The sequence below is a fragment of the Rikenella sp. genome (genome assembly GCF_056799795.1).
In genome coordinates this window covers 1-25,294 of sequence record NZ_JBQIQO010000017.1, presented here as the reverse complement: position 1 = coordinate 25,294, position 25,294 = coordinate 1, and the positions used below count along the sequence as shown (strand labels likewise).

General features: G+C 59.9%; 19 protein-coding genes. 11 read left to right on the top strand and 8 right to left on the bottom strand.

The window, feature by feature from the left end; all coding sequences use genetic code 11:
- The first annotated feature begins 131 nt into the window (after nucleotides 1-131).
- Nucleotides 132-2,813 (top strand): valine--tRNA ligase, encoded by a 2,682-nt coding sequence (locus ACTO3O_RS05630; protein ID WP_297831536.1) that lies wholly within the window; start codon nucleotides 132-134, stop codon nucleotides 2,811-2,813.
- A gap of 823 nt (nucleotides 2,814-3,636) precedes the next feature.
- Here the strand turns inward: ACTO3O_RS05630 and glsB are convergent.
- Nucleotides 3,637-4,542 (bottom strand): glycine N(alpha)-acyltransferase GlsB, encoded by a 906-nt coding sequence (glsB, locus tag ACTO3O_RS05625; RefSeq protein WP_297626362.1) that lies wholly within the window; start codon nucleotides 4,540-4,542, stop codon nucleotides 3,637-3,639.
- 155 nt (nucleotides 4,543-4,697) lie between these two features.
- On the opposite strand from glsB, the gene ACTO3O_RS05620 reads away from it, so the two are divergent.
- From ACTO3O_RS05620 to ACTO3O_RS05610, 3 genes are all read left to right on the top strand, one after another.
- Complete coding sequence (locus ACTO3O_RS05620; protein ID WP_297831539.1) at nucleotides 4,698-5,399, top strand: 3'-5' exonuclease; 702 nt, start codon at nucleotides 4,698-4,700, stop codon at nucleotides 5,397-5,399.
- A 65-nt stretch (nucleotides 5,400-5,464) separates the two neighbouring features.
- The gene (locus tag ACTO3O_RS05615) at nucleotides 5,465-6,682 is read left to right on the top strand and encodes a class I SAM-dependent rRNA methyltransferase (protein WP_297831542.1); all 1,218 of its coding nucleotides are present in this window, start codon (nucleotides 5,465-5,467) and stop codon (nucleotides 6,680-6,682) included.
- A gap of 442 nt (nucleotides 6,683-7,124) precedes the next feature.
- Entirely contained in the window at nucleotides 7,125-7,883 is a 759-nt protein-coding gene (locus ACTO3O_RS05610) for a hypothetical protein (protein WP_297831545.1), read from the top strand.
- A 1,236-nt stretch (nucleotides 7,884-9,119) separates the two neighbouring features.
- On the opposite strand, the gene ACTO3O_RS05605 is transcribed toward ACTO3O_RS05610, so the two are convergent.
- From ACTO3O_RS05605 to ACTO3O_RS05575, 7 genes are all read right to left on the bottom strand, one after another.
- Nucleotides 9,120-9,593: a hypothetical protein gene (locus ACTO3O_RS05605; protein ID WP_298081102.1), complete on the bottom strand. Its 474-nt coding sequence runs from the start codon at nucleotides 9,591-9,593 to the stop codon at nucleotides 9,120-9,122.
- A 119-nt stretch (nucleotides 9,594-9,712) separates the two neighbouring features.
- Nucleotides 9,713-10,981: an exo-beta-N-acetylmuramidase NamZ family protein gene (locus tag ACTO3O_RS05600; RefSeq protein ID WP_297832354.1), complete on the bottom strand. Its 1,269-nt coding sequence runs from the start codon at nucleotides 10,979-10,981 to the stop codon at nucleotides 9,713-9,715.
- A gap of 175 nt (nucleotides 10,982-11,156) precedes the next feature.
- Complete coding sequence (locus ACTO3O_RS05595; RefSeq protein WP_294593946.1) at nucleotides 11,157-11,543, bottom strand: TraR/DksA family transcriptional regulator; 387 nt, start codon at nucleotides 11,541-11,543, stop codon at nucleotides 11,157-11,159.
- Nucleotides 11,544-11,689: 146 nt separating this feature from the next.
- Complete coding sequence (locus tag ACTO3O_RS05590; RefSeq protein WP_297832351.1) at nucleotides 11,690-12,271, bottom strand: hypothetical protein; 582 nt, start codon at nucleotides 12,269-12,271, stop codon at nucleotides 11,690-11,692.
- A 2-nt stretch (nucleotides 12,272-12,273) separates the two neighbouring features.
- On the bottom strand, nucleotides 12,274-13,422 hold the full coding sequence (locus tag ACTO3O_RS05585; RefSeq protein WP_297832349.1) for a cytochrome d ubiquinol oxidase subunit II: 1,149 nt from the start codon (nucleotides 13,420-13,422) through the stop codon (nucleotides 12,274-12,276).
- A gap of 403 nt (nucleotides 13,423-13,825) precedes the next feature.
- Nucleotides 13,826-15,349 (bottom strand): cytochrome ubiquinol oxidase subunit I, encoded by a 1,524-nt coding sequence (locus ACTO3O_RS05580; protein WP_297832347.1) that lies wholly within the window; start codon nucleotides 15,347-15,349, stop codon nucleotides 13,826-13,828.
- Between the two features lie 37 nt (nucleotides 15,350-15,386).
- Nucleotides 15,387-15,590, bottom strand: coding sequence for a DUF4492 domain-containing protein (locus ACTO3O_RS05575; RefSeq protein ID WP_294593938.1), 204 nt, complete (start codon nucleotides 15,588-15,590; stop codon nucleotides 15,387-15,389).
- A 769-nt stretch (nucleotides 15,591-16,359) separates the two neighbouring features.
- Between ACTO3O_RS05575 and ACTO3O_RS05570 the strand changes: the two genes are divergently transcribed.
- The 7 genes from ACTO3O_RS05570 to ACTO3O_RS05540 all read left to right on the top strand — a co-directional run.
- On the top strand, nucleotides 16,360-17,379 hold the full coding sequence (locus ACTO3O_RS05570; protein ID WP_297831919.1) for a DHH family phosphoesterase: 1,020 nt from the start codon (nucleotides 16,360-16,362) through the stop codon (nucleotides 17,377-17,379).
- Nucleotides 17,380-17,394: 15 nt separating this feature from the next.
- Nucleotides 17,395-18,063 carry a DNA alkylation repair protein gene (locus tag ACTO3O_RS05565; RefSeq protein ID WP_297831922.1) on the top strand — a complete coding sequence of 223 codons (669 nt, stop codon included), beginning with the start codon at nucleotides 17,395-17,397 and terminating at the stop codon, nucleotides 18,061-18,063.
- 15 nt (nucleotides 18,064-18,078) lie between these two features.
- On the top strand, nucleotides 18,079-19,032 hold the full coding sequence (mnmL, locus tag ACTO3O_RS05560) for a tRNA modification radical SAM protein MnmL/YtqA (protein ID WP_294593932.1): 954 nt from the start codon (nucleotides 18,079-18,081) through the stop codon (nucleotides 19,030-19,032).
- 361 nt (nucleotides 19,033-19,393) lie between these two features.
- A complete protein-coding gene (locus ACTO3O_RS05555; RefSeq protein ID WP_297831926.1) occupies nucleotides 19,394-21,436 on the top strand; it encodes a tetratricopeptide repeat protein in 2,043 nt (680 codons plus the stop codon).
- A 586-nt stretch (nucleotides 21,437-22,022) separates the two neighbouring features.
- The gene (locus ACTO3O_RS05550; RefSeq protein WP_297831929.1) at nucleotides 22,023-23,414 is read left to right on the top strand and encodes an MFS transporter; all 1,392 of its coding nucleotides are present in this window, start codon (nucleotides 22,023-22,025) and stop codon (nucleotides 23,412-23,414) included.
- Nucleotides 23,415-23,613: 199 nt separating this feature from the next.
- A complete protein-coding gene (locus ACTO3O_RS05545) occupies nucleotides 23,614-24,618 on the top strand; it encodes a WG repeat-containing protein (protein WP_294594205.1) in 1,005 nt (334 codons plus the stop codon).
- A gap of 438 nt (nucleotides 24,619-25,056) precedes the next feature.
- Nucleotides 25,057-25,294: hypothetical protein (locus ACTO3O_RS05540; protein ID WP_482596545.1), on the top strand; the 238-nt coding region annotated here is incomplete at its 3' end.

Here is a 25,294-nt window from a genome sequence, read left to right as displayed (position 1 = left end):
CCCTCCGCTTTATTTTTTGCCACCCCCTCCCCGAAGCGTTCGGTTAATCGGAAACAGTTTTGTAATTTTGTCCCTCTGCGTGCTTTGCAAAAAGCATGCAAAACGAAGGGAACCCTAAAAAACCGGACAAAATGACAGAGATACCTGCCAAATACGACCCCGCCCAGAAAGAAGACAAATGGTACGCCTACTGGATGGCGAACGGCTTCTTCCACTCCGAACCCGACGCCCGCCAGCCCTATACCATCGTGATCCCGCCGCCCAACGTGACCGGCGTGCTGCACATGGGCCACATGCTGAACAACACCATCCAGGACGTCCTCGTGCGCCGCGCCCGGATGCAGGGCTTCAACGCCTGCTGGGTTCCCGGCACCGACCACGCCTCCATCGCCACCGAAGCCAAAGTCGTCCAGAAACTCGCCAACGAAGGGATCAAGAAGAGCGACCTCACCCGCGAAGAGTTCCTTCGCCACGCCTGGGAATGGAAAGAGAAACACGGCGGCATCATCCTCGAACAGCTCAAGAAACTCGGCGCCTCCTGCGACTGGGCCCGCACCAAATTCACCATGGACGAGCGCTTGTCGCAGGCCGTCATCCACGTCTTCGTCGACCTCTATAATAAAGGGAAGATCTACCGCGGCGTCCGGATGGTCAACTGGGACCCGGCGGCGCTGACCGCCATCTCCGACGAAGAAGTCATCTATAAGGAAGAGCACGGGAAATTATACTACCTGCGCTATATGGTCGAAAATCCGGACACGGATCCCTCCGCGCCCAAATACGCCGTGGTGGCCACCACGCGTCCCGAGACCATTATGGGCGACACCGCCATGTGCATCAACCCCAACGACCCGAAAAACGCCTGGCTCAAGGGGCGGCGAGTGATCGTGCCCCTCGTCGGGCGGTCGATTCCCGTGATCGAAGACGAGTACGTCGACATCGAATTCGGGACAGGGTGCTTGAAAGTGACCCCCGCGCATGACGTGAACGACTACATGCTCGGCGAAAAGCACGGCCTGCCCAGCATCGACATCTTCAACGACAACGGCACCCTCAGCGAAGCCGCCGGGCTTTATGTCGGGATGGATCGCTTCGCCGTGCGTCAGCAGATCGAAACCGATTTACAAGAGGCCGGTCTGCTCGAAAAAGTCGAAGCCTACACCAACAAAGTCGGCACCTCCGAGCGGAGCGGCGCCGTCATCGAGCCGAAACTCTCCATGCAGTGGTTCCTTCGGATGGACCAACTCGCCCAGCCCGCCCTGCGCGCCGTGATGGACGACGTCATCCGGCTCGTTCCCGCGAAGTTCAAGAACACCTACCGCCACTGGATGGAAAACGTCAAAGACTGGTGCGTCAGCCGGCAGTTGTGGTGGGGGCAGCAGATACCTGCGTATTATATTCCGCAACAGTTCGGCGGCGGCTTTGTCGTCGCCGAGACCGCCGCAGAGGCGGTGGCTTTGGCCCGTGCCAAGAGCGGGAACGACACCTTGACCGAAGCCGACCTGACCCGCGATCCCGACGTGCTGGATACCTGGTTCAGCTCGTGGCTGTGGCCGCAATCGGTCTTCGACGGGATTTTGAACCCCGGGAACCCCGAGATCAGCTATTACTACCCGACCAACGACCTGGTTACAGCGCCCGAAATCTTGTTCTTCTGGGTCGCCCGGATGATCATCGCCGGCTACGAATATCAAGGCGAACGCCCCTTCAGCAACGTCTACCTGACCGGCATCGTGCGCGACAAACTGCGTCGGAAGATGAGCAAATCGCTCGGCAACTCGCCCGACCCGCTGGATTTGATCGCCAAGTACGGCGCCGACAGCGTGCGCGTGGCCATGATGCTCTGCTCCTCAGCCGGGAACGACATTATTTGGGACGAATCCCTGATCGAACAAGGCCGGAACTTCGGGAACAAAATCTGGAACTCCTTCCGTCTTATTAAGATGTGGGACACCCCCGAGGGCGCCTCTTTGCCCCAGCCCGAATCCGCCCGCGTCGCCGTCGAATGGTTCGGCGCGAAACTCGCCGCCACCGTGGCCGAGATCGACGAACATTTTGCCGCGTTCCGCATTTCGGACGCCCTGATGAGCCTGTATCGACTCTTCTGGGACGACTTCTCCGGGTGGTACCTCGAGATGGTGAAACCCGCCTACGGGACACCGATGGACGCCGTCACCTATCGCGCCACCATCGGCTACTTCGAGCAGCTCCTCCAGCAGCTCCACCCCTACATGCCGTTCATTACCGAAGAGATCTGGCACTACATCGCCGAACGGGGGCCTCAGGGATCCATTATGGTGAGCCGCTACGCCCCGTTGTCTGTTACCCCCTCCGGCGCCCGTCTCGTCGACCGCTTCGAACTCGTGAAAGAGATCGTCGGCGGGATTCGTAACGTGCGGAAGAGCAAGAACATCGCCCAAAAGGAACCGTTGTCGATGCTGTATGTTTCCGACGAGAACTACCCCTCGGAATTCGAATCCATTCTTGTGAAGATGGGCAACCTTTCCTCCGTCAACGCTTTGGCCCCCGGCGCAGAGAAACCGACCGGCTCCTCGACCTTTATCGTGAAGACCACCGAATACCTCTTGCCCTTAGGCGATTTGGTACAAGTCGACACCACCGCCGAGCGCGCTCGGATCGAGAAAGAGTTGGAGTATGCGCGCGGTTTTTTGTCCAGCGTCGAGAAGAAGTTGTCGAACGAACGTTTCGTTCAGAACGCCCCCGCCTCGGTGATCGCCAACGAGCGCGCCAAGCAGTCCGACGCCGAATCGAAGATCCGCACCCTGGAAGCGCAATTATCCGCCCTCTCTTGATCCCAGGGTTTGGGAGAGAAGAGAGAGCCGCGCGTATTACGCAGCCAAACAAGCTACGGCGACCTTTTTAGGTCGCCGTAGCTTTGTATTAGGCCATTTTCCGCCCTTCGGTCGCCGCACCCCCGGCGCGCCCGCTGAAAATCCAGCTCAATCGGGCCGACCCGGCCATAGCATCCCGTAGGGATGCGCTCTAAAGTTTTTCTGGTTCTCTTTGTTCACAAAGAGAACAGTTCTGTCCAGCACAGAGCTCGACGCGCGCCACGCCTAAAGGAGCGATTCAACTATTTCGGCGGTAGCCGAATATAGATGAATCGCGTAGGCGCGCGAACAAGACTACTCAACGCGCTTCGCCTAAAGAGGGAAATCTTCAAAATGTGCAGGCACGTTTTGACAAGATTTCCCCCGGCGCGCGAACAGAGAATGCGAAACAGAGAATAGGGTAGAGGCCGCGCGCGGACAAAGAATGGAACAACGATTTGGGCGAAAACGGTGCGGGTCGGAGCCAGCGTGGGCAAAACGAGCATCGCGACGTTGCAGGCCTACGCCTGGGGTGGCTCCGGCCCGGGCGGCTCTGCGAGCCGCAGGAGCCATTTCCAAAATAATTAAAATGCAGCACTCCCCCGTTTATTCCGAGAGGCACCGCAACGGAAAACCGTAGGCGCGACCATCCGAGTTGCCCGGATTGAGGATTTGCGTGTGGAAGTACAAGAACAAGCCGTAAATGCCGTTTGTGGAAGACGACCAGCCACCCCCGCTCAGACAGACATTGTACAGCACCCCATAGATATGGCCGCGGAAGCCCGGGGCGGCGCCCCGGCCCCCTCTACTCGATATTCGCCAGATGTCGTTCCACCTTTTGGACATACAACTCGCTCAGCGTGATGAGAATCCCCGTCTCCTCCACATTCCCGAAATCCGGATTGAGCGCCGTGTCGAACACCTTCATCGTCGGCGATAGACTCATGTACGCATTGATCAGCGGCGGAATCGTCTCATTGACCTCCCTGATCTTCCTCGACAGAATCTTGTAATCCTCCGCATACCCCCCCCCCGCGAACACCCCCTCCATCTTCTCCGGATCCATATCCAACTCCACCGGGAACCTCGACCGGATCAGATTTTCCCGATCCGGGAAATACTTTTTGAGGAAAAACAGCAACATATTCCTCGCCTCCCTGTTGTAATCCCCATACATCGTCACCTTCCCGAAACAATACTTCACATCCGGATTCCTCACCACAATCGCCCCCAACCCATCCCACAGATTGTCCAGCGCAAAGAGACTCTTCGGATTGTTCCTCGACTGATACGCCGGCTGCACGAACGACCTCCCCAACTCCAGCGTATACGGCAGATACTTCTCCCTGAACCTCTCGCTGAACTCGAAATAGTGCTCCGTCGACAGAAACTTCGGATACCTCGACCTCGGAATGATATACCGATATCCCCCCATAATCTCCCTCGCCGCCGGGTCCCACGCAATCAACTGCGTATACCCCCCCTGCACCGTATCCAACTCATCGATATCCAGCCCCCTTCCCGTTCCCCCGCCCCCCTCTCGGAACGACAACTCCCGCAACCGCCCGATCTCCCTCATCACATTCGGACACTCCTCCGCCCTCAGCGTGTAGAGTACATTCCCCCCCTTGTTCGTTTTTCTCCATACCCTTTCCGGCGTCAGCTCCGCCTCCAGCAACTCCCGCGCCACAGGGGCGATAATCGGCTCCATCGTCATGATCTCAGAGATTTACAACATAAGTTTTCAGTGCCGCAAAAGTAACGATAAATCACATATCGCGAAAGAAATCGCCCCCACCCCCCGTAACTTTCCGCGAAAACCCGCCCCCGCACCTCATCCCGAAAAATAAGCGTACCTTTGTACCGATGTACCAGCCCACCATAAGCACCGACCAACTCGACACCTGCCCCCTCTGCCACTTTTCCGGCCGGATCCTCGTCGTAGACAGCCCCGAGACCCTCCTCGAAGCCGAACGGATACTCTCCGGCGCCACCCTCCTCGGCTACGACACCGAGACCCGCCCCTCCTTTGAGAAAGGCATCCGCCACCCCCTCTCCCTCATCCAGATCGCCACCGCCGACACCGCCCTCCTGTTCCGCGTCCGTCTCCAGCCCCTCTCCGACCCCCTCTGCCGTCTCCTCTCCTCCCCCGACGTCCTGAAAATCGGCGCCGCCCTCCGCGACGACCTCCGCAGCATGCGCCGCGTCGCCGACCTCCTCCCCGCCGGCTTTCTCGACCTCCAGACCCTCGTCCCCCACTGGGGCATCCAGGAACTCAGCGTCAAGAAGATGGCCGCCATCGTCCTGGGCCGCAAAATCTCCAAAGCCCAACGCCTCACCAACTGGGACGCCGACCCCCTCACCCCCGCCCAGCAAGACTACGCCGCCCTCGACGCCTGGGTCTGCCGCGAAATCTACCTCCGCCTGCGCTCCGACGACCCCCGCCTGATGGAACGCCTTCAGGAACAGCACCTCCGTCAGCAGCCCATCTGTCCCGAACCCTCCGCCGCCGCAGCCGTAGGGCGTAAACCCGCCCGCCGCCTCCGCCGCCGCAGCCGTAGGGCGTAAACCCGCCCGCCGCCCCCGCCGCCGCCCCCGTTCCCACTCCACCCACAACACATCCGACAACAACCATGACACACCCCCTTCCCCGTCTGACCCTTCGACCCGGTAAAGAACAATCCCTCCAGCGACGCCACCCCTGGGTCTTCTCCGGCGCCATCTCCCGCGCCGACCGCCAGCCCCAGGAGGGCGACCTCGTCGACCTCTACACCTCCACCGGCGACTTCATCGCCCGCGGCCACTGCGGCATCGGCTCCATCGCCGTCCGCATCCTCACCTTCGACCCCGCCGAATCCATCGGCCCCGACTTCTGGCACCGCCGGCTCCAGGCCGCCTACCGCCTGCGCCAGACCCTCCGCCTGACCGACACCCCCGCCACCACCTGCTACCGCCTCGTCCACGGCGAAGGCGACAACCTTCCCGGCCTCGTCATCGACATCTACGGCACCACCGCCGTCATCCAGGCCCACTCCGTCGGCATGTACCTCGTCCGCCACCAGCTCGCCCACGCCCTCCGCGCCGTTTACGGCCCCGAGCGGCTGCACGCCGTCTACGACAAAAGCTCCGGCACCCTACCCCCCAAGAGCGGCCTCGACCCCGTCGACAGCTACCTCTGGCGCACCGACGACCCCACCCCTCATCCCCTCGACCCCCGCCTCGTGCTCGAGAACAGCCACCCCTTCCGCGCCGACTGGGAAGGCGGCCAGAAGACCGGCTTCTTCCTCGACCAGCGCGACAACCGCGCCCTCGTCGGCCACTACGCCCGCGGCCGCCGCGTCCTGAACACCTTCTGCTACACCGGCGGCTTCTCCGTCTACGCCCTTCGCGGCGGCGCCCTCTCCGTCGACTCCGTCGACAGCTCCGAGAAAGCCATCCGCCTCTGCACCGAGAACATCGCCCTGAGCACCCCCACCGTTCCCCACCGCGAACTCGTCGCCGACGCCCTCGCCTACGTCCGCCAGATGCCCCCCGACGCCTACGACCTCGTGATCCTCGACCCTCCCGCCTTCGCCAAACACCAAAAAGCCCTCCCCAACGCCCTCCAGGGCTACAAACGGCTCAACGCCGCCGCCCTAGAGAAGATGCCCACCGGCAGCCTCCTCTTCACCTTCAGCTGCTCCCAAGCCGTCTCGCGCGAACAGTTTCGTTTAGCCGTCTTCAGCGCCGCCGCCCAAGCCCGCCGCCGCGTCCGCATCCTCCACCAGCTGACCCAGCCCGCCGACCACCCCGTCAACATCTACCACCCCGAAGGCGAATACCTGAAAGGCCTCGTCCTCTACGTCGAGTGACCCTTTTTTGTTCGGAACACCCCCTGTGTGTTTCAACCGGTTTTTATACATTTTATTGTAACTTTTTAAATCGAAACCCTCTTGCAGATACTTTTAGAGGCGATTTCACTTTTTGAGTTTCAATCGAATTTAAATATAATGTAGTAACTTTTAAATATTGTGTTGTAAAAATGCAACATAATGCAGCAACGGAATCGCCCCGACCCATTTCGTTCCGACTTGTGTAACGGACTGATAGATAGAGTAATAGATTGCCGATTTTCCCGGCATCCGAAGCCCTCCCTCCTCCCCCGCGACCGGCAGAGCCCGAGAACCCTCCCTCCGCTTTTTTCCCGGCCTTTTTTCGGCCCCCTAAAATTTTGATTTCCAACCCCTAAAAACCCCCACCGCGAGATACTAAACGCCCCCCGCGCCACGTTTTACCATGAAAGCCCCGAGCAAGATGAAACGCCGTTATTTGATCCTTCTGATCCTCATCGGGTTACAGCAGCTGTCCCAGCCCGTTTCGGCCCTCCAGCAGATCCGCGCCCGTCCCGTGCTCAAAGGCGACAAAGAGTACAACGCCATCCTGCTGCACGTGGCCCAGTACTTCGTTCTGACCATCCCCGACGGCCGCACCGTCGGCGACATCGACGCCGCCGTTCGTTGCACCTTCGTGATCGCCCCCGACGGCGCCCTTCGCCAGCTGGAGATCGAGAACGAGACCGACGGCTGGACCGGTTTTTTTGAAGGGAAAAGCCGCACCGAGATGTGGCTTCGCGACGCCGTTTTAGAAGGGATGCGTCGCATCCCCGCTTTCGATATGAGTCGGATCCGCGCCTCGAAATCGGCCAAGAAACGCACCGTCGTTTTCTCCTTCGGCCGTCCCGGCACCTCTACCGACATTCCCTCGATGGGTTTCCACCAAGAGTCCGTCGACGCCAATACCCGGCAATCCATTTCCGAGCAACAGCAAGCCATTCGCGACGGCAAAGCCGTGAGCGAACAGCCGCGTTACGGGATGACCCGCTCCGAAGCCGAGCGTCGTTATCGGAACCAGACCCCCGCGTGGGCCGGTTTTACCGACGAGAACATTCGTTCGACCATGCGTCCGAAGTACGAACCCGACCGTCAGTCCTTGCCGGTACTTCGTCCTCCTCATCCTCGTCCGCCTCGTCGCGACAGCCTTCCCCCGTTGGAAGTCGCCGTGACCCTGCAATAGGACGAGTGTAAAACCATCGATTTTCGTTTGGCTATTCGCGTCAGAACCGAGTTCTTTGTCACCGCCTCACAAAGATTTGCGCCGCCGGCAATTTTAGGATGCGTGAGCATCCGTCTAAAGTTTTTCTGGTTCTCTTTGTTCACAAAGAGAACAGTTCCAGCCGGGGCCGTGCTTAGACCGCGCGCCGCCGCCAAAAGAAGCGATTCAACTATTTCGGCGGTAGCCGAATATAGATGAATCGCGCAGGCGCGCACCGAGATTATGGTCGTCGGCAGTTCGAGGATGCGCAAGCATCCGTCTAAAGTTTTTCTGGTTCTCTTTGTTCACAAAGAGAACAGTCCCCTCAAACCAAACGCGCGCCACGCCTTAAAAGGGAAATCGTCAAAACTTGCTTGCACGTTTTGACAAGATTTCCCCGGCGCGCATCGAAGAACTGGGCAGAACAGATTAAGCGATACGTAGTATCGCTCCGTCCCGCCGGTGCGCCCATCGGGCGTTTTGTTAGGGTTGTCTTTGCCTTATTAGCCGTCCGCCGCCCGCGCAGGGCAGTTTCAGGCGGGACAAAACTCATCCGCGCGCGATCGCTGAAGTAGGAAATCATTCAAACGCGTGTGATGCGTTTGAATAAGATTTCCGCCAGCGCGCGGACAAAGAATGGGGGTAGAGGCTGCCATTAAATCACCCGAAGGGTGCGCCCGCCCGGCGTAAGGGCAGTACCCTCCTGTAGGACAGCCGCGCGCCACGCCTAAAAAGGGAAATCGTCAAAATGTGTTGGCACGTTTTGACAAGATTTCCCCCGGCGCGCGAACAAACGGCGCGCGAAAAAACTCGACCTTGCACGAAAAAACCGTCGCCCGCCCGCTTAATAGGGCATATTCTGCTGGTTGGCGGTGAGCCAATCCGGCAAGAATTGCCGCGGGCGACGTTTAGGAGTAGACCCGGCCATCTTTCGGGTGCCAAGCGGCACCGGCGGAGCGAAAGCGGAGTCGCAGTGAGGCTGACACGGGGCGGCGAACTGCTGCAAACAGGGCGAGGACGAACCCGACAGAAGTTGGGGAGGCATTAGTCTGGCATTGATTCGGGTCGGAGCCAGCGTGGGCCCAACGAGCATCGCGACGTTGCGGCCCTACGCCTGGGGTGGCTCCGGCCCGCGCGGCTCTGCGAGCCGCAGGTTTCAACTCAAAACGCAAATAGGGGTAACTCCAGCCCCTTGTCCACCACGGGCACGCGTCCCGTTTATTCCGAGAGGCACCGCAACTGAAAACCGATGGCACGGTGGTTGACGTAGCTGGGATAGAACCCTGTCGCATGGAAATTCAAGTACGTGGCGTTAAGGTCGCTGACAGCGGACGACCAGCTGTAACCCCCACTGCCCATCCCGTTTGGAGCTCCCTCGCCGTGACCGCGGTAGCCCGGTGCGGGGTACCAGGCGAGCGGGGTTCCCGCACCCGAGGTGCTTACCTTGTAGAGACGACCGTTAGTAGCCTTGTAATGGCCTGATCCATAGGTCTCTCCGACAACCCCATCCGAGTAATAGGGGAAAGTCCCATTCAACGGCGTGGTGGCGTCCCGCGTAAAGTCAGACCAAAGAAAAAGGTAGGCCCGGTCATCACCCCCCTGTGCGTCCGGGAGGCACCGCAACTGAAGACCGTAAGCGCGGCTGCTCGCGTAGCTGGGATTGAGGTACGTCACGTAGAAATCCAAGTACACCCCATTGCTTCCGTTCACAAACGACGAATAGCTGAACCCGTGACTGCCGACGTAGCTCAGCCCGCCATCGGCTCTCTCGCGGAAGCCCGGGGCGGCCAGATTCAGGATAATAATAAAGGTCAGTATATCAGATACTTCTCCCGTTTTTCGAGAAACCCCCTCGACGGCCTCCAGAACCCCCTGATCTGCGGCGTCACCCGACACCCCGCCTCCAGAAACAACCGCCTTAACAGCCGCGTTCCCAGCACCTTATCGAACATCGCCAACCGGCCCTCCGCCGCCTCTTCCAACGGCTTGTGCTCCGGCGCCATCGCCGCCAGCTCCTGTAGGATGTAGAAAGGAACCAGCGTAAAGAGAAGAGAATCAGCCTCCCCCGCCTCCCTCGGCAGGAAAATCTCCACCCCGTGCATCATCCTCCCCTTGTCCGCCCCGTAGAACGGCCGGTAGTGAATCGGCCGGAAGCGACATCCCGCCAGCTCCGGCAACCCGTTGAGCCTCCGCGCCAACCCCTCCGCATCCCCGATCCACCCCGCCGCCACCGTCCGGAACGGCAACGTGTATCCCACCCCGATATGGAGCGTTCCCAGCTCCCCGATCGTCCCCGTCGCCGGATAGTAGAGCGCCCCCTCCGCCGTCGGAACGTGCGGCGACGTCGCCACCCACGGCAGCCCGCACTCCTCCCATCCCATCTCCCGTCGCCACCCCTCCATCGGAATCACCGTCAGCCCGCACCGCGCCCCTCCCCGCAACATCCCCTCCCCGTCGAGCATCCTCGCCAGCTCGCCCACCGTCATCCCGTGAATGTACGGTATCGGATACGCACTCACGAACGACGCGTATCCCGCCTCGATCTCCTCCCGCCCCTCGACCCGGCATCCTCCCAGCGGATTCGGCCTGTCGAGCACCACCACCGTCACCCCCGCCTCCGCCGCCCCCTCCATCACCCGTCCCATCGTCGAGATGTACGTGTAGCTCCGCGTCCCGATGTCCTGAATGTCGAACACCAGCACCTCCACCCCCTCCAGCATCTCCCTCGTCGGCCTCGTCGTTCGCCCGTACAGGCTGAACACCCTCACCCCCGTCCGCTTGTCCACCCCCGACGCCACCGCCTGCCCCGCCTCCGCATCCCCCCGCACCCCATGCTCCGGCCCGTATAGCGCCACCAGTTCGAACGTTCCCCTCCGTGCCGCACTGTCCAAAATGTCGATCGTCGAGACCAGCCTTCCGTCCACCCCCGTCGGATTGGTCACCAGCCCGACCCGCTTCCCCCGCAGCACATCGAACCCCCGTTCCCTCAGTATCTCGATCCCCGTTTTAACCGAAGCGGCGGCGACGCAGCCCACCGAGAGCCACATCGCCGCCGCAATACCCCGAATTTTGTTTTTCATCTTTCGAATAATCTCCGCCTTCAGTCCGAGCGGATCGCCTTTGTTACAATTCCGCCATCACACTCCAGAAGACCAGCAGCAGGACGAGAATCGCCGCCCCGATCGCAATGATGATCTGATGTTTGGTTTTCATGGCCGTCCGTGTTAGGATAGACAACAAATTTTCTTCAGCACCCTATTTGACCCCGCTCTCCTTGGCCTCGATACTCAGCGTAGCGTGCGGCACCACCCGCAGCCGCTCCTTCGGGATCAGTTTGCCCGTTTCGCGACAAATCCCATAGGTTTTGTTTTCGATCCTCACGAGCGCCGCCTCCAGGTTTTGGATAAACTTGTACTGCCTGGCCGCCAGCCGTCCCGACTCCTCCTTGGAGAGCGTCGCCGCCCCCTCTTCCAGAATCTTGAACGTCGGCGACGTATCGTCCGTTCCGTTGCTCGACGTGTGCGTGATCGTCGCCCGCAACAGGTCGTAATCCGCCTTCGCCTTTTCGAGTTTTTCGAGTATGATCTGCTTGAATTCGGCCAGTTCGGCGTCCGAATAGCGAGTTTTTTCCGTGCCAGACATAATGACTTCCTTCCTAATTTTCAGTGTGTTAATTTCGTAATCCCGCCCCCATCCCCGCTTTTCTCCTCCCCGCTTAGTACAAAGATACTATATTTTTTATCTTCTCTTCCATGCCGGAGTCGGCGATACAAGAAATCGTACAAAAATTAGGCCGAGTTTCCCGAGTCCTGCGATTTTTCGAATCTCGCTAAGATTTCCCGCGCCTCTTCGATTTTTCGCCTGCGCTCCTCCGCCCGTTTTTCCCACCGCCTTCGTCCCTCCTCGTTGCGCGGCGACCTCCGGGCATCGACGTGGAACAGTTGGTCGTGATGCGTTATGCAATAAAGCTCCGTTCCGTCGTCCGACATCAGGCAGTAATCTCCGTCCAACTCCCCGCAGTCGCCCACGAACGTGCGGATATCCTCCATCCTGCCCCTGAAGACATAAAAATCGTTGTCCCAGAAGTCGGGCATGAAGAGATACATGACCCGCTCCCCGCCGAACACCTCCGGAAAAGACCAGTACGGGTCTTTTCCGCCACAGTCGATCGCGTCGGGCCGGTATTTCAGATAACACCACACGAATCCCGGCCGCGCCTGTTGTCCGGCATTCGATATAAACGTAGCGTAGAGCCGTTCGATCAGTCCCTGCCGTTCCGCTCCCTCGAACACCTCGAAATCCAGACCGTTTTCCCGGATCGTCCGTTCGATCTCACGGTCGAACGCCTCGGCCATTTCGGCAAGTTCCATCCTCAATACCCCTCCTTTTCGACCGCCGCTCCCTCCGCCGGCTCCTTCCGCGCCAGCGACCGCCACGCATACCAGATGTAAGCCACCACGAACGGAATCAGCAGCGACACCCAGCTCATCACCTGCAACGTGAAGAGCGACGAGCTGCTGTTGCGGATCGTCAGCGAGCTCTGCATGTCCGCCAGCGACGGGTAGTACGCCGTCCCGTTCCATCCCGCCGTCAGCAGCAGCGCCAGCACCGTCGCCACCGTTCCCGCCCCCGCGAACCAGATTCCCTTGCGGCTGTCCGTGAATATCCCCTTGATCAGGCCCGTCAGTACCGCCGCCACCCCCGCCAGCAGAAGGATCAGCACCGCCGGCATCTCCAGCAGGTTGCGGAGGTATTTGTACGGCTCTATGGAGATCACCCCGGTGCCCGCCTCGGCCGCCCATCCCGCCGAGCAGAGGATGCTGACGAGGAAAATCAGGAAGAAGAGCACGAACGCCGGCCCCTCGATCCTGAGCTCCCTGCGCGCCCTTCGGCGGATCGTCTCGTCGTCGAGGTCGTTGATCAGGTAGAGCATCCCGAGCGCCCTCGCCAGCAGCAGCACTGCGATCCCGAGCGCCAGGTTCCGGTAGTCGAGCACCGCCTCCAGCCCCCTCCACGGCGTCGTCCAGTGCGACACCGTCGCCGCCGCGGCCTGCGTGTTTCCGATGTTGGCCGTATCGACCGCGAAGTTGGCCCCCGTGAAGAACGTCCCGACGGCCACCCCGATCAGCAGCGGCCCGCAGCATCCGTTGATGAAGAGGAATGCGTCGTAGGTCTTCATCCCGAGGAAGTTGCCGGCCTTGGCGCGGTATTCGTACGAGACGGCCTGAACGACGAAGACCAGCAGAATGGCCATCCAGACGTAGAACGCCCCTCCGAAGCTGGTGGAGTAGAAGAGCGGGAACGAGGCGAAAAAGGCCCCTCCGAAGGTCACCAGCGTGGTGAAGGTCAGCTCCCATTTCCTCCCGAGCGACCCGACGATCCGCTCTTTTTCTTCCGCCGTCCGGCCGAACCGATAGAGCAGGCTTTGCCCGCCTTGCACGAAGAGCAGAAAGACGAGCAGGGCTCCTAACAGCGAAACGAGAAACCACCAATAGTGTTGCAACAGTTCAAATGTATCCATATCTTATGCTTTCTTTATCCGGTTTTCTATTATCGGGAGGGTACTGTTCTTTTTCTGAAGAGCCGAGCGGCGTTACTTGAGCAGAGACCGCTTGCGGGCTATGCCGAGTTAGCGCGAGGAAGCCTTCGGGCAAAAAGAACCAAAAAGACTTCAAAGCGCATCCCTGCGGGATGCTCTGGCCGTGTCTGCCCGATTGGTTGGGCTGGATTTTCGGCGGGCGCGCTATTATGTGGCGAACTACCTTTAAGCGCGCCGCGCCTGAAAATCTCAGCCCAACGAAACAAGGCGGAGAGAACCCGTGGTCGGCCCACCGGGACGACCTCTGTAAAAGTTCTTTGCGTCGCTTTCTTTCAAGAAAGCGACAGTTCCATGCGGGTAGACACGGTAAAATAACCGATGAATATTAGTTATCCGCCGGTCCCCGTTTGATTTGTTTGATCATGATCCCGATTTCCGCGACGAGCAAGATCGTGAAGAGCACCGCGAATATCCAGAACGTCGTTTGCACCGCCCCCGGTTCGATTCTGGAGACCGCCGCCCCCGTCGGCAGCAAGTTTTGAATCGTCCACGGCTGGCGTCCCACCTCCGCCACGACCCATCCCGCCTGCGACGCCACATACGCCGCCGGAATCGACCACAGCGCCAGCCTGAGCGGCCATCGATAGCGTGCCAGCGCCCCCTTTCGGTCGAGGATCAGCATCCCCGCGAACAGCACCACGAACCAGATACCCAGCCCCACCATCACGCGGAACGACCAGAATACCAGCGGCACATTCGGCACCGTCTCCTCCGGCGACGTCAGGTACCCGTAGCCGAAATAGCGGAAATACTCCTCACCGAACGCCTTTCCCTCCTCCGTCTGCGGGTCGAACAGCCGCGCGATGGAGTCCTCCGCCGCCGTGTCCCCCGCCTTTTGAGCCGCCTTGAACGCCGCGAACGTCTCGATCGCCCGCCGTCCCCGCTCGATCATCTCCTCACCCGACGGCAGCCCCCGCTCCGGATTCCCCTCCGTCAGGTCGTCGATGCCGATCACATACGCCCCCGCCGAGTGGTGCGCCAGCACCGAGAGCATCCCCGGCACCTCGATCCCCGGCACGATCGTGAGCGGCGCCCGCTCCTGTCCCTCCCTGAGGTTTTCCATCGCCGCCAGCTTCATCGGCTGGTAACGCGCCACCTGGATCGCCGATCCGTCTCCCGTCCAGAGCATGAAGAGCGCCCCGAACAGCCCGAAGACCGCCGCCATCCGAATACTCTTCCGAGCCATTTTCTCCTCCCTCCCGCGGAGCAGATACCACGCGCTCACGCCGATAACGAAGATCGCCGCCAGCACGAACGCCGACGTCACCGTGTGGAAGAACTTGTTCATCGCCACCGGCGAGAAGAGCACCTCCCAGAAATTCACCATTTCGTTTCGCGCCGTCTGTGGGTTGAACCTCATCCCCGCCGGATACTGCATCCAGGCGTTCGCCACCAGAATCCACAGCGCCGATAGGTTCGCCCCGACCGCCGTGAGCCACGTCGCCGTCAGGTGGAACCCCCTCGAGACCTTGTTCCACCCGAAGAACATCACCGCGATGAACGTAGACTCCAGGAAGAACGCCATGATACCCTCGATCGCGAGCGGCGCGCCGAAGATATCGCCCACGAAGTAGGAGTAGTTGCTCCAGTTGGTTCCGAACTCGAATTCGAGAATGAGCCCCGTGGCCACCCCGATGGCGAAATTGATACCGAAAAGCCGCATCCAGAAACGCGTCGTCCGTTTCCAGAACTCGTCCCCCGTCCTGACGTAGACCGTCTCCATGAGAGCGATCAGGAAGCTCAGCCCGAGCGTCAGCGGGACGAAAAACCAGTGGTAGATAGCCGTCAGCGCGAACTGGGCCCGCGACCAGTCGACCACCGCTCCGAGATCCGTGTCGAGTAGTGTCATATGTTGAATTTTTAGTTTTCGGGTATGAATATAGGGATTATCTTTCGATCAGTTCGCGGCTGACGAAATCGGCCTTTTGTCCGTCGTCCATCCCGCTGAGCGCGTCCGGGAAGAAGAACAGCTTGAGGACTAAGAACAGAATGACCAGTTTGACGATGATCACCGCCCAGAGCGTCTTCCCGACCGTCATGGCACGGAATCCGTCGTAGTAGAACTCCGCTATTTTTCGCAACCAAGTCATTTTTGCCTTATATTTGTTGTTTCGCGTTCGACAGGGGGCCGAGGCTGCCGCAGCGAAACGTAGTTTCGCCCGTCCCCGCACCCGTTGGGTGTTTTGTTAGGGTTTTCTCTGCCTTACTAAGTGGGGCCCGCGCGGCCTGAGCGCAGTACCCTCAAACCAAACGCGCGCCGCCGCCTTAAAAGGGAAATCGTTCAAAGCGTTTCGCGCTTTGAACAGAATTTCCCCCGGAGCGCGAACACACCCTTTATTGGCAGCCTCTACCCCAATTGCCCATCGCGGGCGCGTGGGAAAAAGTAGCGGAGCAGGAGTGGGTCGAAGCCAGCGGGGCCCAACAGCAACGTCAGTTGCGGGCCTCCACGGGGGGAGGCTTCGGCCCGCGCGGTTCTTCGAACCGCAGGGTCTCGACCCTGTTTTTGTTCGCGCGCCTTGGGGAAATCTTGTCAAAACACGCAAGCGCATTTTGACGATTTTCCTCCTAAGGCGTGGCGCGCGATTTAGTTTGAGGGTACTGCGCTCAGGCCGCGCGGGCCCCACGTCCCGTGGACGGGAAATGCTTACGCATTTCCACTGGCAGCCTCTACCCCCGTTCTTTGGCCGCGCGCTGGCGGAAATCTTATTCAAAGCGCAAGACGCTTTGAATGATTTCCTACTGCAGCGATCGCGCGCGGGTCGAGCTTTGACCCGCCTAAAACTGTTCTCTTTGTGAACAAAGAGAACAGTACCCCCCCGGTAAGATGCAAATAAACGAAAGTTTAAACATCAGCAAGATATGAAAAATACCTTTGACAGCACAAAAATAATACAGTTTCAGCGACTTTGTGCCGCCGCCCGCACCATCGCCGTCGTGTCGCACACCAACCCCGACGGCGACGCCATCGGCTCCGGCCTCGCCCTGAGCGGTTTTTTGCAGAACCTCGGCCATGACGTCCGTTTTTTTGTACCCAACCGCTTTCCGAAATTTCTGGACTTCATCCCCGGATCCGAGCGAGTGGAAGTCTATAACGAAGCCTGCGACGCCGTCCGGGCCTACATCTCCTCCGCCGACCTGATCATCTGCGCCGACTTCAACCGCATCGAGCGGCTCGACAAACTGAGCACCGCCGTCGAAGAGAACATCGTCGCCCCCCGCGTGCTGATCGACCACCACCTCAACCCCGCCGAATTCGAGCTCGCCTTTTCCGACACCGACAGCTCGTCGACCGCCCAACTCGTCTACGAACTGATCCTCGCTTGGGCCGGCGTCGAGGCCATTATCCCCGAGATCGCCCTCCCGCTCTACGTCGGGATGACCACCGACACCGGGAACTTCAGCTACGGGAACCTCACCCCGGAACTCTACCGCGCCGTCGCCGTGCTCGTCGAACGCGGCGTGCGGCCCATCGAAGTGTCGCAGGCCGTCTTCAACACCCAGAGCGAGAACCGGCTCCGGATGGTCGGCTACCTCCTCTCCGAGAAGATGCGCGTCCACGCCCCCATCCACACCGCCTACATCACCCTCACCCGCGCCGAGAAGACCCGCTTCGACCACCAGATCGGCGACACCGAAGGGATCGTCAACATGCCCCTCTCGATCGACATCGTCTCGTTTTCCGCCATGTTCATCGAGACCCTCGACTGCATCAAACTCTCCTTCCGTTCCAAAGGAACCTTCGACGTCGACCAATTCGCCCGTCGTTATTTCGACGGCGGCGGCCACCGGAATGCAGCCGGCGGGCGTTATTACGGCCCGATGAGCGAAGCCGTCGCCCGGTTCGAGCAAGCCATGGCCGAAACCCACCCCGAAGACTGACCCTCCCCGCCCGAGATGCCTACCACGAATGACAAGATGGTCGCCCTGCTGCGGCGGCTGCGGATCGAGATGAACGGCGCCGTCACCGACGCCATGCGCGCTTATGGCGGCCAGCCGAGCGGCTACGGACTGAACTACGGCGTCTCGCTGCCCACCATCCGGGACGCCGCCGCGGCCTATGCATCCGATTCCGAGCTCGCCGCCCTGTTGTGGCGTCAGGACGTGCGGGAGCTGAAACTCGCCGCCCTCTTCATCGACGACCCGCAGACCCTGGACGCCGACCGGATGGAGCAGTGGGCCGACGCCTGGCGCGGTTCCACAGAGCTGGCCGAACAGAGCGCCATGCAGCTATTTTGGCAGTCTCCCGCGGCGTGGACAGTCGCCGTGCGGTGGGCGACAGCCACAGGAGACGAGTCCGACCCGTTGAGGCGTCTGGCCGCCTTCTTTATGGTCGGTCGTCTGGCCGATGCCACCGCCGGCGCCGCGACCGACGCCAATTTCGCTGCCCTGCTCGCCGACCCGACCGCTTTCGGCACGCATACCGACGAACGCTCCGCCGTTTATGCCTTGCGCGAGACCTGGCGTCGCCGTCCCGCCCTGCGCCCGGCCGTGATCGGCGTGCTGGAGCGTCTTCCGGCCGGCGTCGCCGACGAAGTGCGCTGGCAAATCGAATATCTGCCGTAGTATATAATAATAGGTATGTCCGAAACATTTCCATGGGGCGACACCCGCCGGTTCCACAGCTACTCCGCCTACTTTCGGCGTCTGTTCGGCGGCCGGATGCAGAAAGTCGTCATCGACGCCGGCTTCACCTGCCCCAACCGCGACGGGACCCTCTCGACCGGCGGCTGCGCCTTTTGCAACAACGACGCCTTCAGCCCCTCGTACAGCCACCGCGGCTACTCCGTCTCGCGTCAGATCGACGAAGGCATCCTCTTCCACCGCAACCGCTATCCCCGGGCACAGCGCTACCTGGCCTATTTCCAGAGCTACTCCAATACCTATAAGCCGCTGGCCGAGCTGCGGTCGATTTACGACGAAGCCTTGCGCCATCCCGCCATCGCGGGGATCGTGGTCGGCACCCGTCCCGACTGCGTCGACGCGGAGAAGCTCGACTATTTCGCCGAACTCGCCGCGGCGGGGCATTATGTGATTCTGGAATACGGCGTCGAATCGGTTTATGACGAGACCCTGCGGCGCGTGAACCGCGGGCACGACTTCGCCGCCGCCGCTCGGGCCATCGAGCAGACCGCCGCCCGAGGCATCCACAGCGGCGCCCATTTCATCTTGGGGCTGCCGGGCGAGAGCGACGAGATGCTCGTCGCTCAGGCCGCGGTCATCAACGCTCTGCCGCTCGACACCGTCAAATTCCACCAGCTCCAGCTCTTCCGCGACACCGCCATGGCCCGAGACTATGCCGAACATCCGGAGCAGTATCGGTTCCGGACGCTGCCCGAGTATATCGATCTTTTTATCGACCTGTTGGAACGGCTCCGGCCGGAGCTGGTGATCGAGCGTTTTGCGGGCGAGGCTCCGCCGCGTTACCATTTTCTGCCTTCTCCGTGGGGTTCTGTGCGGAACGAGCGTTTGTTGCAGCTGCTCGAAGCCCGGCTCGAAGAGCGTTCCACCTGGCAGGGCCGCCTTTTCCGGTAGCCTTGTTCATTGCCCCGCCTCGAATTGTTCTTTTTCTTCAGAAAAAGAACCAAAAAGACTTTCGACGGATGCTAACGCATCCTAAAACTGCCGGCGGCCCAGTTCTCGGCCTTTTCTTTGGGCCGGGAGTTGTAGCGCGCTAATGCGAGCAAAACCTTAGGCGCGCTACAACCCCGACCCAAAAAGAATCACGAAGAATGAGGACTGCGGAGCCTAAGGAGTAGCGTAGCTAGCATAAAAGTTTTTGGTGCCGCTTTTTTCAAAAAGCGGCAGTTCCATCCGGCACAGAGAACAGTACCCTCCCGGGCAAATCGTGAAAAGCGTGCGGAAAAAGATGAATCGAAAAGCCTATCTTTGCAGTATGAAAAGAAATCTCGCCGTCGTTGTTTTCTGGTTTTTCATTCTGAGTTTCGGCCTCGGCGAGTCCTTCGCACAGCTCAACAAGCCCTACTTTTTCTATAAAGGACGCGAATTGATTCTCGACGGCGACTACCGCGGCGCCATCGAGATGCTCAACCTCCTGCTCCGCACCGAGACCAAAGAGCACGAAGGCTACTTTCTGCGCGGCGTCGCCAAATACAACCTCGACGACCTGATCGGCGCCGAAGCCGACTTTACCCAAGCCCTCGCCGTCAACCCCGTCTACACCATGGCCTACCAGTACCGCGCCATCACCCGGTCTCGGATGGGGAACTACAACGACGCCTTGCAGGACTACCGCACCGCCGCCGAGTTGCGGCCCAACATGCCCGCCACCTATTACAGCCGCGGCGTCACCTACTTTCTGAGCCAACAGTTCGGCGACGCCGTGGACGACTTCTCGCGCTACCTGCGCTCGAAGCCCGCCGACGTCAACGCCCTCACCAATCGCGGCACCTGCTACCTCTACCTGAAAGACACCTCCCGCGCATACGCCGACTTCAACCGCGCCATCGAGATCAACCCCAACGAAGCCGACGGCTTCGTGCGTCGCGGTCTGCTCGAAGTGGCCCAACAGCGGAACGACGAAGGGATCCGCGACCTCACCGAAGCCTTGCGGATCGACAGCACCTTGTCCATCGCCTACTTCTATCGCGCCTACGCCTACGTCAACCAGTCCCAGCCCATTCGCGCGCTGGCCGACTTCGACCGCGCCGTCGCCTACGACTCCACCAACTCCGTCACCTACTTCAACCGCGCCATCCTGCGGAGCCAGATCGGCGACTACAACCGCGCCATCGACGACTACGACCGCGTGGCACGCTATAACCCCGGCAACGTGCTCGTCTTTTATAACCGCGCCTCCGTGAAGATTCGGATCGGCGACTATCGCGGCGCCATCGACGACTACACCCGCGCCATCGAACTCTATCCCGACTTCGCCAACGCCTACTTGTCCCGATCTCAGCTGAAAAGTCTCCTCCGCGACTTCCGCGGCGCCGAACGCGACCGGCGCATTGCCGAAGAGAAGATCGAAACCTACCGGCGGAAATTGAGCGACAGCACCTTCGCCTCCTTTGCCGACACCAGCCGTCAGTTCGACAAACTGCTCTCCTTCGACGCCGATTTCGGCAACAACGAACTGCGCTCCATGCGGGGCGACGTGCAGAAAGAGGCGCGCCTGCTACCCAACTTCCGGATCGGCTGGGTCTTGCCCGAAGACTCTGCGACACGGGTTTATAATCCGCGGGATTATCGGAACGCCCGGTTGGAGGGCTACACCTCCGCCTTGGCCCGGAGCCGTTCCGGTCGGGCCGCCGTGGCCGCCGGCTGGCGGTTCGGGATGACGACCGCTTCGGCCGCGGAGGCGGCTTTGCCCGAGGACAGTCTGGCTGTGTGGGACGCACGGAACGACACCCCGGTCGAGTGGGAAGACAACTTCCTGCGCGGTTTGACCCAGACCGCCCTGCGACAGTACGCTTCCGGGTTGAGCTATTATCGCCGCGCCGAGCGGATGGCCGTCGACAATCCGTTGATCTACCTGAACCGGGGTGCAGCCCAGGCCGAGATGATCGAATTCGTCGCCTCGCTGGAGGGGAATCGGGTGATGCAGCAGGTGGCCGTGCGTTCCGAGGATCCGGCCGCGCAGCTGCTACAGACCTCGTCCCGCCGCATCTACGACTACAGCGAAGCGATCGTCGACCTGCGTCGGGCGGCGGAGCTGATGCCGGAGCTTCCGCACATATACTATAATTTAGGGAATCTGTTGTGCCAGAGCGGCGATCTTCCGGGGGCATTCGAACAGTATACGCGTGCCATCGAGCGGTTTCCGTACCTGGCCGAAGCCTATTATAACCGCGGTTTGGTTCAGATATTCATGCAGGACACCCAGAAAGGCTGTTTGGATTTGAGCAAAGCCGGCGAATTGGGCTTGGTGGAAGCCTATGACGTGTTGAAACGCTACTGCATCAAGACCGGGCGTTGAGGCGCGGACAGAGATTAGTACCGTCGGTAGCTTGAGGAGGCGTCAGCATCCGTCTAAAGTTTTTTCGGTTCCTTTTGTTCACAACCGACGCTGCCAGCGAGTGCAATGCAAACGCAGTTTGCGAATTGCCGAGGCAGCACGAGGAAGCCGAAGGCAACACGCCGCTCCGCGTCGAGAGTTGCCGTCCCTCCCGGGCGTCCGACCCGCCAACGTCAAACAAAAGTAGAGTAGGGCGCCAGTTGCTTAGGGTAGAGGCGGCCAATAAAACACCCTGTGGGTGCCTGTTTATTCCGAGAGGCAACGCAACTGAAAACCGTAGGTACGATACGGTGCGCCATGAGGATTGAGCCACGCCGCACCGAAATCGAGATCCATGCCATTAGACCCGCTGGCAGCAGACGACCAACTGTACCCGCTGCGGCCGCCACTCACCAACTCGCCCGAGGTATGATAGCGGTAGCCCGGGGCCAGAGTAGCCGAGGCCGACAACACCCCGCCTCGCCACAAAATACCCGCAGAAACCAGAGTCCGACGCCGGTTAGCGGCCCGAACGAAACGGAACCTACAATAATATAGAACACGAAAGATGGTAGACACCTTACGACAAAACATCTCCGAATCCAAGCGTGCCCGCTGGACCGTCCTGCTCATGGTCTCCCTGACCATGTTCTGCGGCTACTTTCTCGCCGACGTGCTCGCCCCCTTGAAAGGGCTGCTCGAAGAGCTCTTCCAGTGGGACAGCACCGACTTCGGCCTCTTCAACAGCGGCTACGGCTGGTTCAACATCTTCCTCCTCATGCTGATCTTCGGCGGGATGGTGCTCGACAAAATGGGCGCCCGATTCACCGGCGTCCTCTCCGTCGGCGTGATGCTCGCCGGCATCGCCGTCAAATATTACGCCATCGGATTTATCGATCCCGCCCGCCTGGTCGACCTCTGGTTCTTCGGCCCGAAGACCATGAAACTCCAAGTGCTCACGGCTTCGCTCGGCTACGCCCTCTTCGCCGTCGGCTACGAAACCATCGGGATCACCGCCAATAAAATCGTCGTGCGGTGGTTCAAAGGGAAAGAACTCGCCTTCGCCCTCGGCATGAACCTCGCCTTTGCCCGGATGGGAACCTTCCTCGCCCTGGCCCTGCCGCTGCCCATCGCCCGCGCCTTCGGTAACTCCGTCAGCACCCCGATCCTCTTCGGAATGGTGCTGCTTTTGCTCGGCTTCCTGACCTTTCTGATCTATATCGGCATGGATCGCCGCCTCGACCGCGAATGCGCACAAGAGACCTTGGGCGACGACGAACGCTTCCGTTTCCGCGACATCTTCTCCATCTTCCGGATCCGCGCTTTCTGGTACATCGCCCTCCTGTGCCTCTTGTTCTATGCCGCCGTGCACCCCTTCGTGAAATTCGCCGTCGACCTCGTCGTCCAGAAATTCCACGTCGCCGGCGAATACTCCGGCCTGATTCCTTCGTTGCTGCCCGTCGGCACCCTGATCCTGACCCCCCTCTTCGGGAACATCTACGACCGGCGCGGCAAAGGCGCCTCCATGATGATCTGGGGCGCCCTGATGCTCGTCGGCGTCTACTTCGGCTTCTCGCTGCCGTGGCTCGACCACTGGAGCTTCGCCGTCGGCCTCGTCATTCTGCTGGGCATCGCCTTCTCCCTGGTGCCCTCCGCCATGTGGCCCTCCGTGGCCAAGATCATCCCCGAAAGCAAACTCGGAACCGCCTACGCCCTGATTTTTTGGATGCAGAACTGGGGCCTCGCCGGCATCCCCCTCCTGATCGGCTGGGTGCTCGACCGGTGGGGCAAACTCCCTCCGGTCCTTGTGGACGGCAAAGAGATCGCCCGGTACGACTACACCTTTCCGATGCTGATCTTCTTGTGTTTAGGCATCCTCGCCGTCCTCTTCGGCCTTCTCCTGAAGAGCGAAGACCGCCGCAAAAGCTACGGCCTGCAACAACCCAACATCACCCACTGATCCTCCCCCCGCAGTAGAACCCACGATGCAAAGACCGACAAAAATTTTTGGCAGATATTGATTTATTGGAAAATCCTTTCTACTTTTGTCGGGAAAGAGGAGAACCCACCTCTTGTGTTTTGCCCTCGGAATGCGCGGTCGAACGACCATCTTCGACCCCCGTTTCCGATTCAGTACTAAACAGATACAGTTTTTTAATATGAAACATCTATTACTCTCATTGGCCATGCTTTTCGGGGCGGTGGCAGCCTATGGTCAGGGAGGCGATTTGATGCAGCCGGGCGTTTATCAGGACGGGATTACCGTAACCAAACAGAACGGGAAATACGGGCTGATGGATGTGACCAAACGGGTCTTCACTCCGGTGATTTACGAAAGTATCGCGCCGTTCGAAGACGGTCTCGCGAAAGTGAAACGCGACGGCCGGTACGGTTTCGTGAATACCTTGGGGCTCGAAGTGGTGGCCCCGGTTTACGACTCGATCTCTCCGTTCCAGAGCGGGGTGGCCAAAGTCAAGAAAAACGGATACTACGGCTTGATCAATCGCGCGGGACGTGAAGTCGCCAGTGTGAGCTACGACGCCATTACCGACTTCGAAGACGGGGTGGCCAAGATGTGGAAACGCGGACGTTGCGGACTGATCAGTATGTCGGGCTATGAACTGGCCCCGTGCGTGTACAACGCCATCGACGAATTCGTGAACAAAATCGCCCTGGTTTACAAAGACGGACGTTTCGGGATGATCGACAACGCCGGGAACCAGATCGCCCAGCCGATTTATAAGGAAATCGCACCGTTCGATGAAAACGGTTTGGCCTTTGCCTCGCGAGATGGGAAATACGGCTACCTCTCTTATATGGGGGATGAGATTATTCCGGTGCAATACGACGAAATTTCGAACTTCATCGACGGGGTGGCACGGGTATCGAAGAACGGTCGGTACGGCTTTGTGAATACCTTAGGGCAGGAGTTCATCACCACTATTTATGACAGCGCGACCGCATTTTCGAACGGGTTGGCAGTCGTGGAAAGCAACGGGCGATTCGGGATCGTGGATATCCAGGGTCGGACGGTTGTTCCGTGCAACTACGCATCTCGGGAAGACGCAATCCGGGCTTTCGAAAACCTGACCGTCGTGAAGTCTTCGAAACGGGATCGGAACGACGACGGCGCTTCGACCCGGAAAGCCGGGACTTCGAAATAGGACGGATATTAGCACATATTGACTATACGAGTAGCCTGCTGTTTTTACGGCAGGCTACTCTTTTTTTAGGGTTACGGGGGAGGGGCAGGATGCTTTTGTTATTTGTATAGCTATCTCGCGCGGAACAGAGGACGGGGTAGAGGCTGCCAGTGGAAATGCACAGCATTTCCCTCCTAAGGCGGGGGCGTGCGGACAGAGAATCGGGCTGAGCAGATTAAGCGATACATAGTATCGCTCCGTCCCGCCGGGGTCACCCGGACGCCGCCCGCTTAGGGCAGTTTCAGGCGGGACAAAGCTCAACCGCGCGCGACCGCTGAAGTAGGAAATCATTCAAACGCGTAGTTCGCGTTTGAATAAGACTTCCGCCAGCGCGCGGAACAAAGAACAAGGCCGCGGTTTTGTGCATGCGGGTAGACTCGGCCAAAGTATCCCGGAGGGATGCACTCTAAAGTTTTTTTGTTCTCGCTAACTGCGCTGCGCTTGTTTTCCTCCTTGCCGCTTACCATAGTCCGTAAACGGCCTCTGGATTCGCTGGCAGCGTCGGTTGTTCACAAAGAGAACAGTACCCTCAAACTAATCGCGCGCCGCCGCCTGAAGAGGGAAATCGTCAAAACTCGCTTGCGTGTTTTGACAAGATTTCCCAAGGCGCGCGGACAAAGAACGGAGGTAGAGGCGG

What these genes read in the sequence shown, in the direction of transcription:
- ACTO3O_RS05630 (WP_297831536.1), top strand. Translation starts at nt 132, where the DNA reads ATGACAGAGATACCTGCCAAATACGACCCCGCCCAGAAAGAAGACAAA.
- glsB (WP_297626362.1), bottom strand. Translation starts at nt 4,542, where the DNA reads ATGGAGCCGATTATCGCCCCTGTGGCGCGGGAGTTGCTGGAGGCGGAG.
- ACTO3O_RS05620 (WP_297831539.1), top strand. Translation starts at nt 4,698, where the DNA reads ATGTACCAGCCCACCATAAGCACCGACCAACTCGACACCTGCCCCCTC.
- ACTO3O_RS05615 (WP_297831542.1), top strand. Translation starts at nt 5,465, where the DNA reads ATGACACACCCCCTTCCCCGTCTGACCCTTCGACCCGGTAAAGAACAA.
- ACTO3O_RS05610 (WP_297831545.1), top strand. Translation starts at nt 7,125, where the DNA reads ATGAAACGCCGTTATTTGATCCTTCTGATCCTCATCGGGTTACAGCAG.
- ACTO3O_RS05600 (WP_297832354.1), bottom strand. Translation starts at nt 10,981, where the DNA reads ATGAAAAACAAAATTCGGGGTATTGCGGCGGCGATGTGGCTCTCGGTG.
- ACTO3O_RS05595 (WP_294593946.1), bottom strand. Translation starts at nt 11,543, where the DNA reads ATGTCTGGCACGGAAAAAACTCGCTATTCGGACGCCGAACTGGCCGAA.
- ACTO3O_RS05590 (WP_297832351.1), bottom strand. Translation starts at nt 12,271, where the DNA reads ATGGAACTTGCCGAAATGGCCGAGGCGTTCGACCGTGAGATCGAACGG.
- ACTO3O_RS05585 (WP_297832349.1), bottom strand. Translation starts at nt 13,422, where the DNA reads ATGGATACATTTGAACTGTTGCAACACTATTGGTGGTTTCTCGTTTCG.
- ACTO3O_RS05580 (WP_297832347.1), bottom strand. Translation starts at nt 15,349, where the DNA reads ATGACACTACTCGACACGGATCTCGGAGCGGTGGTCGACTGGTCGCGG.
- ACTO3O_RS05575 (WP_294593938.1), bottom strand. Translation starts at nt 15,590, where the DNA reads ATGACTTGGTTGCGAAAAATAGCGGAGTTCTACTACGACGGATTCCGT.
- ACTO3O_RS05570 (WP_297831919.1), top strand. Translation starts at nt 16,360, where the DNA reads ATGAAAAATACCTTTGACAGCACAAAAATAATACAGTTTCAGCGACTT.
- ACTO3O_RS05565 (WP_297831922.1), top strand. Translation starts at nt 17,395, where the DNA reads ATGCCTACCACGAATGACAAGATGGTCGCCCTGCTGCGGCGGCTGCGG.
- mnmL (WP_294593932.1), top strand. Translation starts at nt 18,079, where the DNA reads ATGTCCGAAACATTTCCATGGGGCGACACCCGCCGGTTCCACAGCTAC.
- ACTO3O_RS05555 (WP_297831926.1), top strand. Translation starts at nt 19,394, where the DNA reads ATGAAAAGAAATCTCGCCGTCGTTGTTTTCTGGTTTTTCATTCTGAGT.
- ACTO3O_RS05550 (WP_297831929.1), top strand. Translation starts at nt 22,023, where the DNA reads ATGGTAGACACCTTACGACAAAACATCTCCGAATCCAAGCGTGCCCGC.
- ACTO3O_RS05545 (WP_294594205.1), top strand. Translation starts at nt 23,614, where the DNA reads ATGAAACATCTATTACTCTCATTGGCCATGCTTTTCGGGGCGGTGGCA.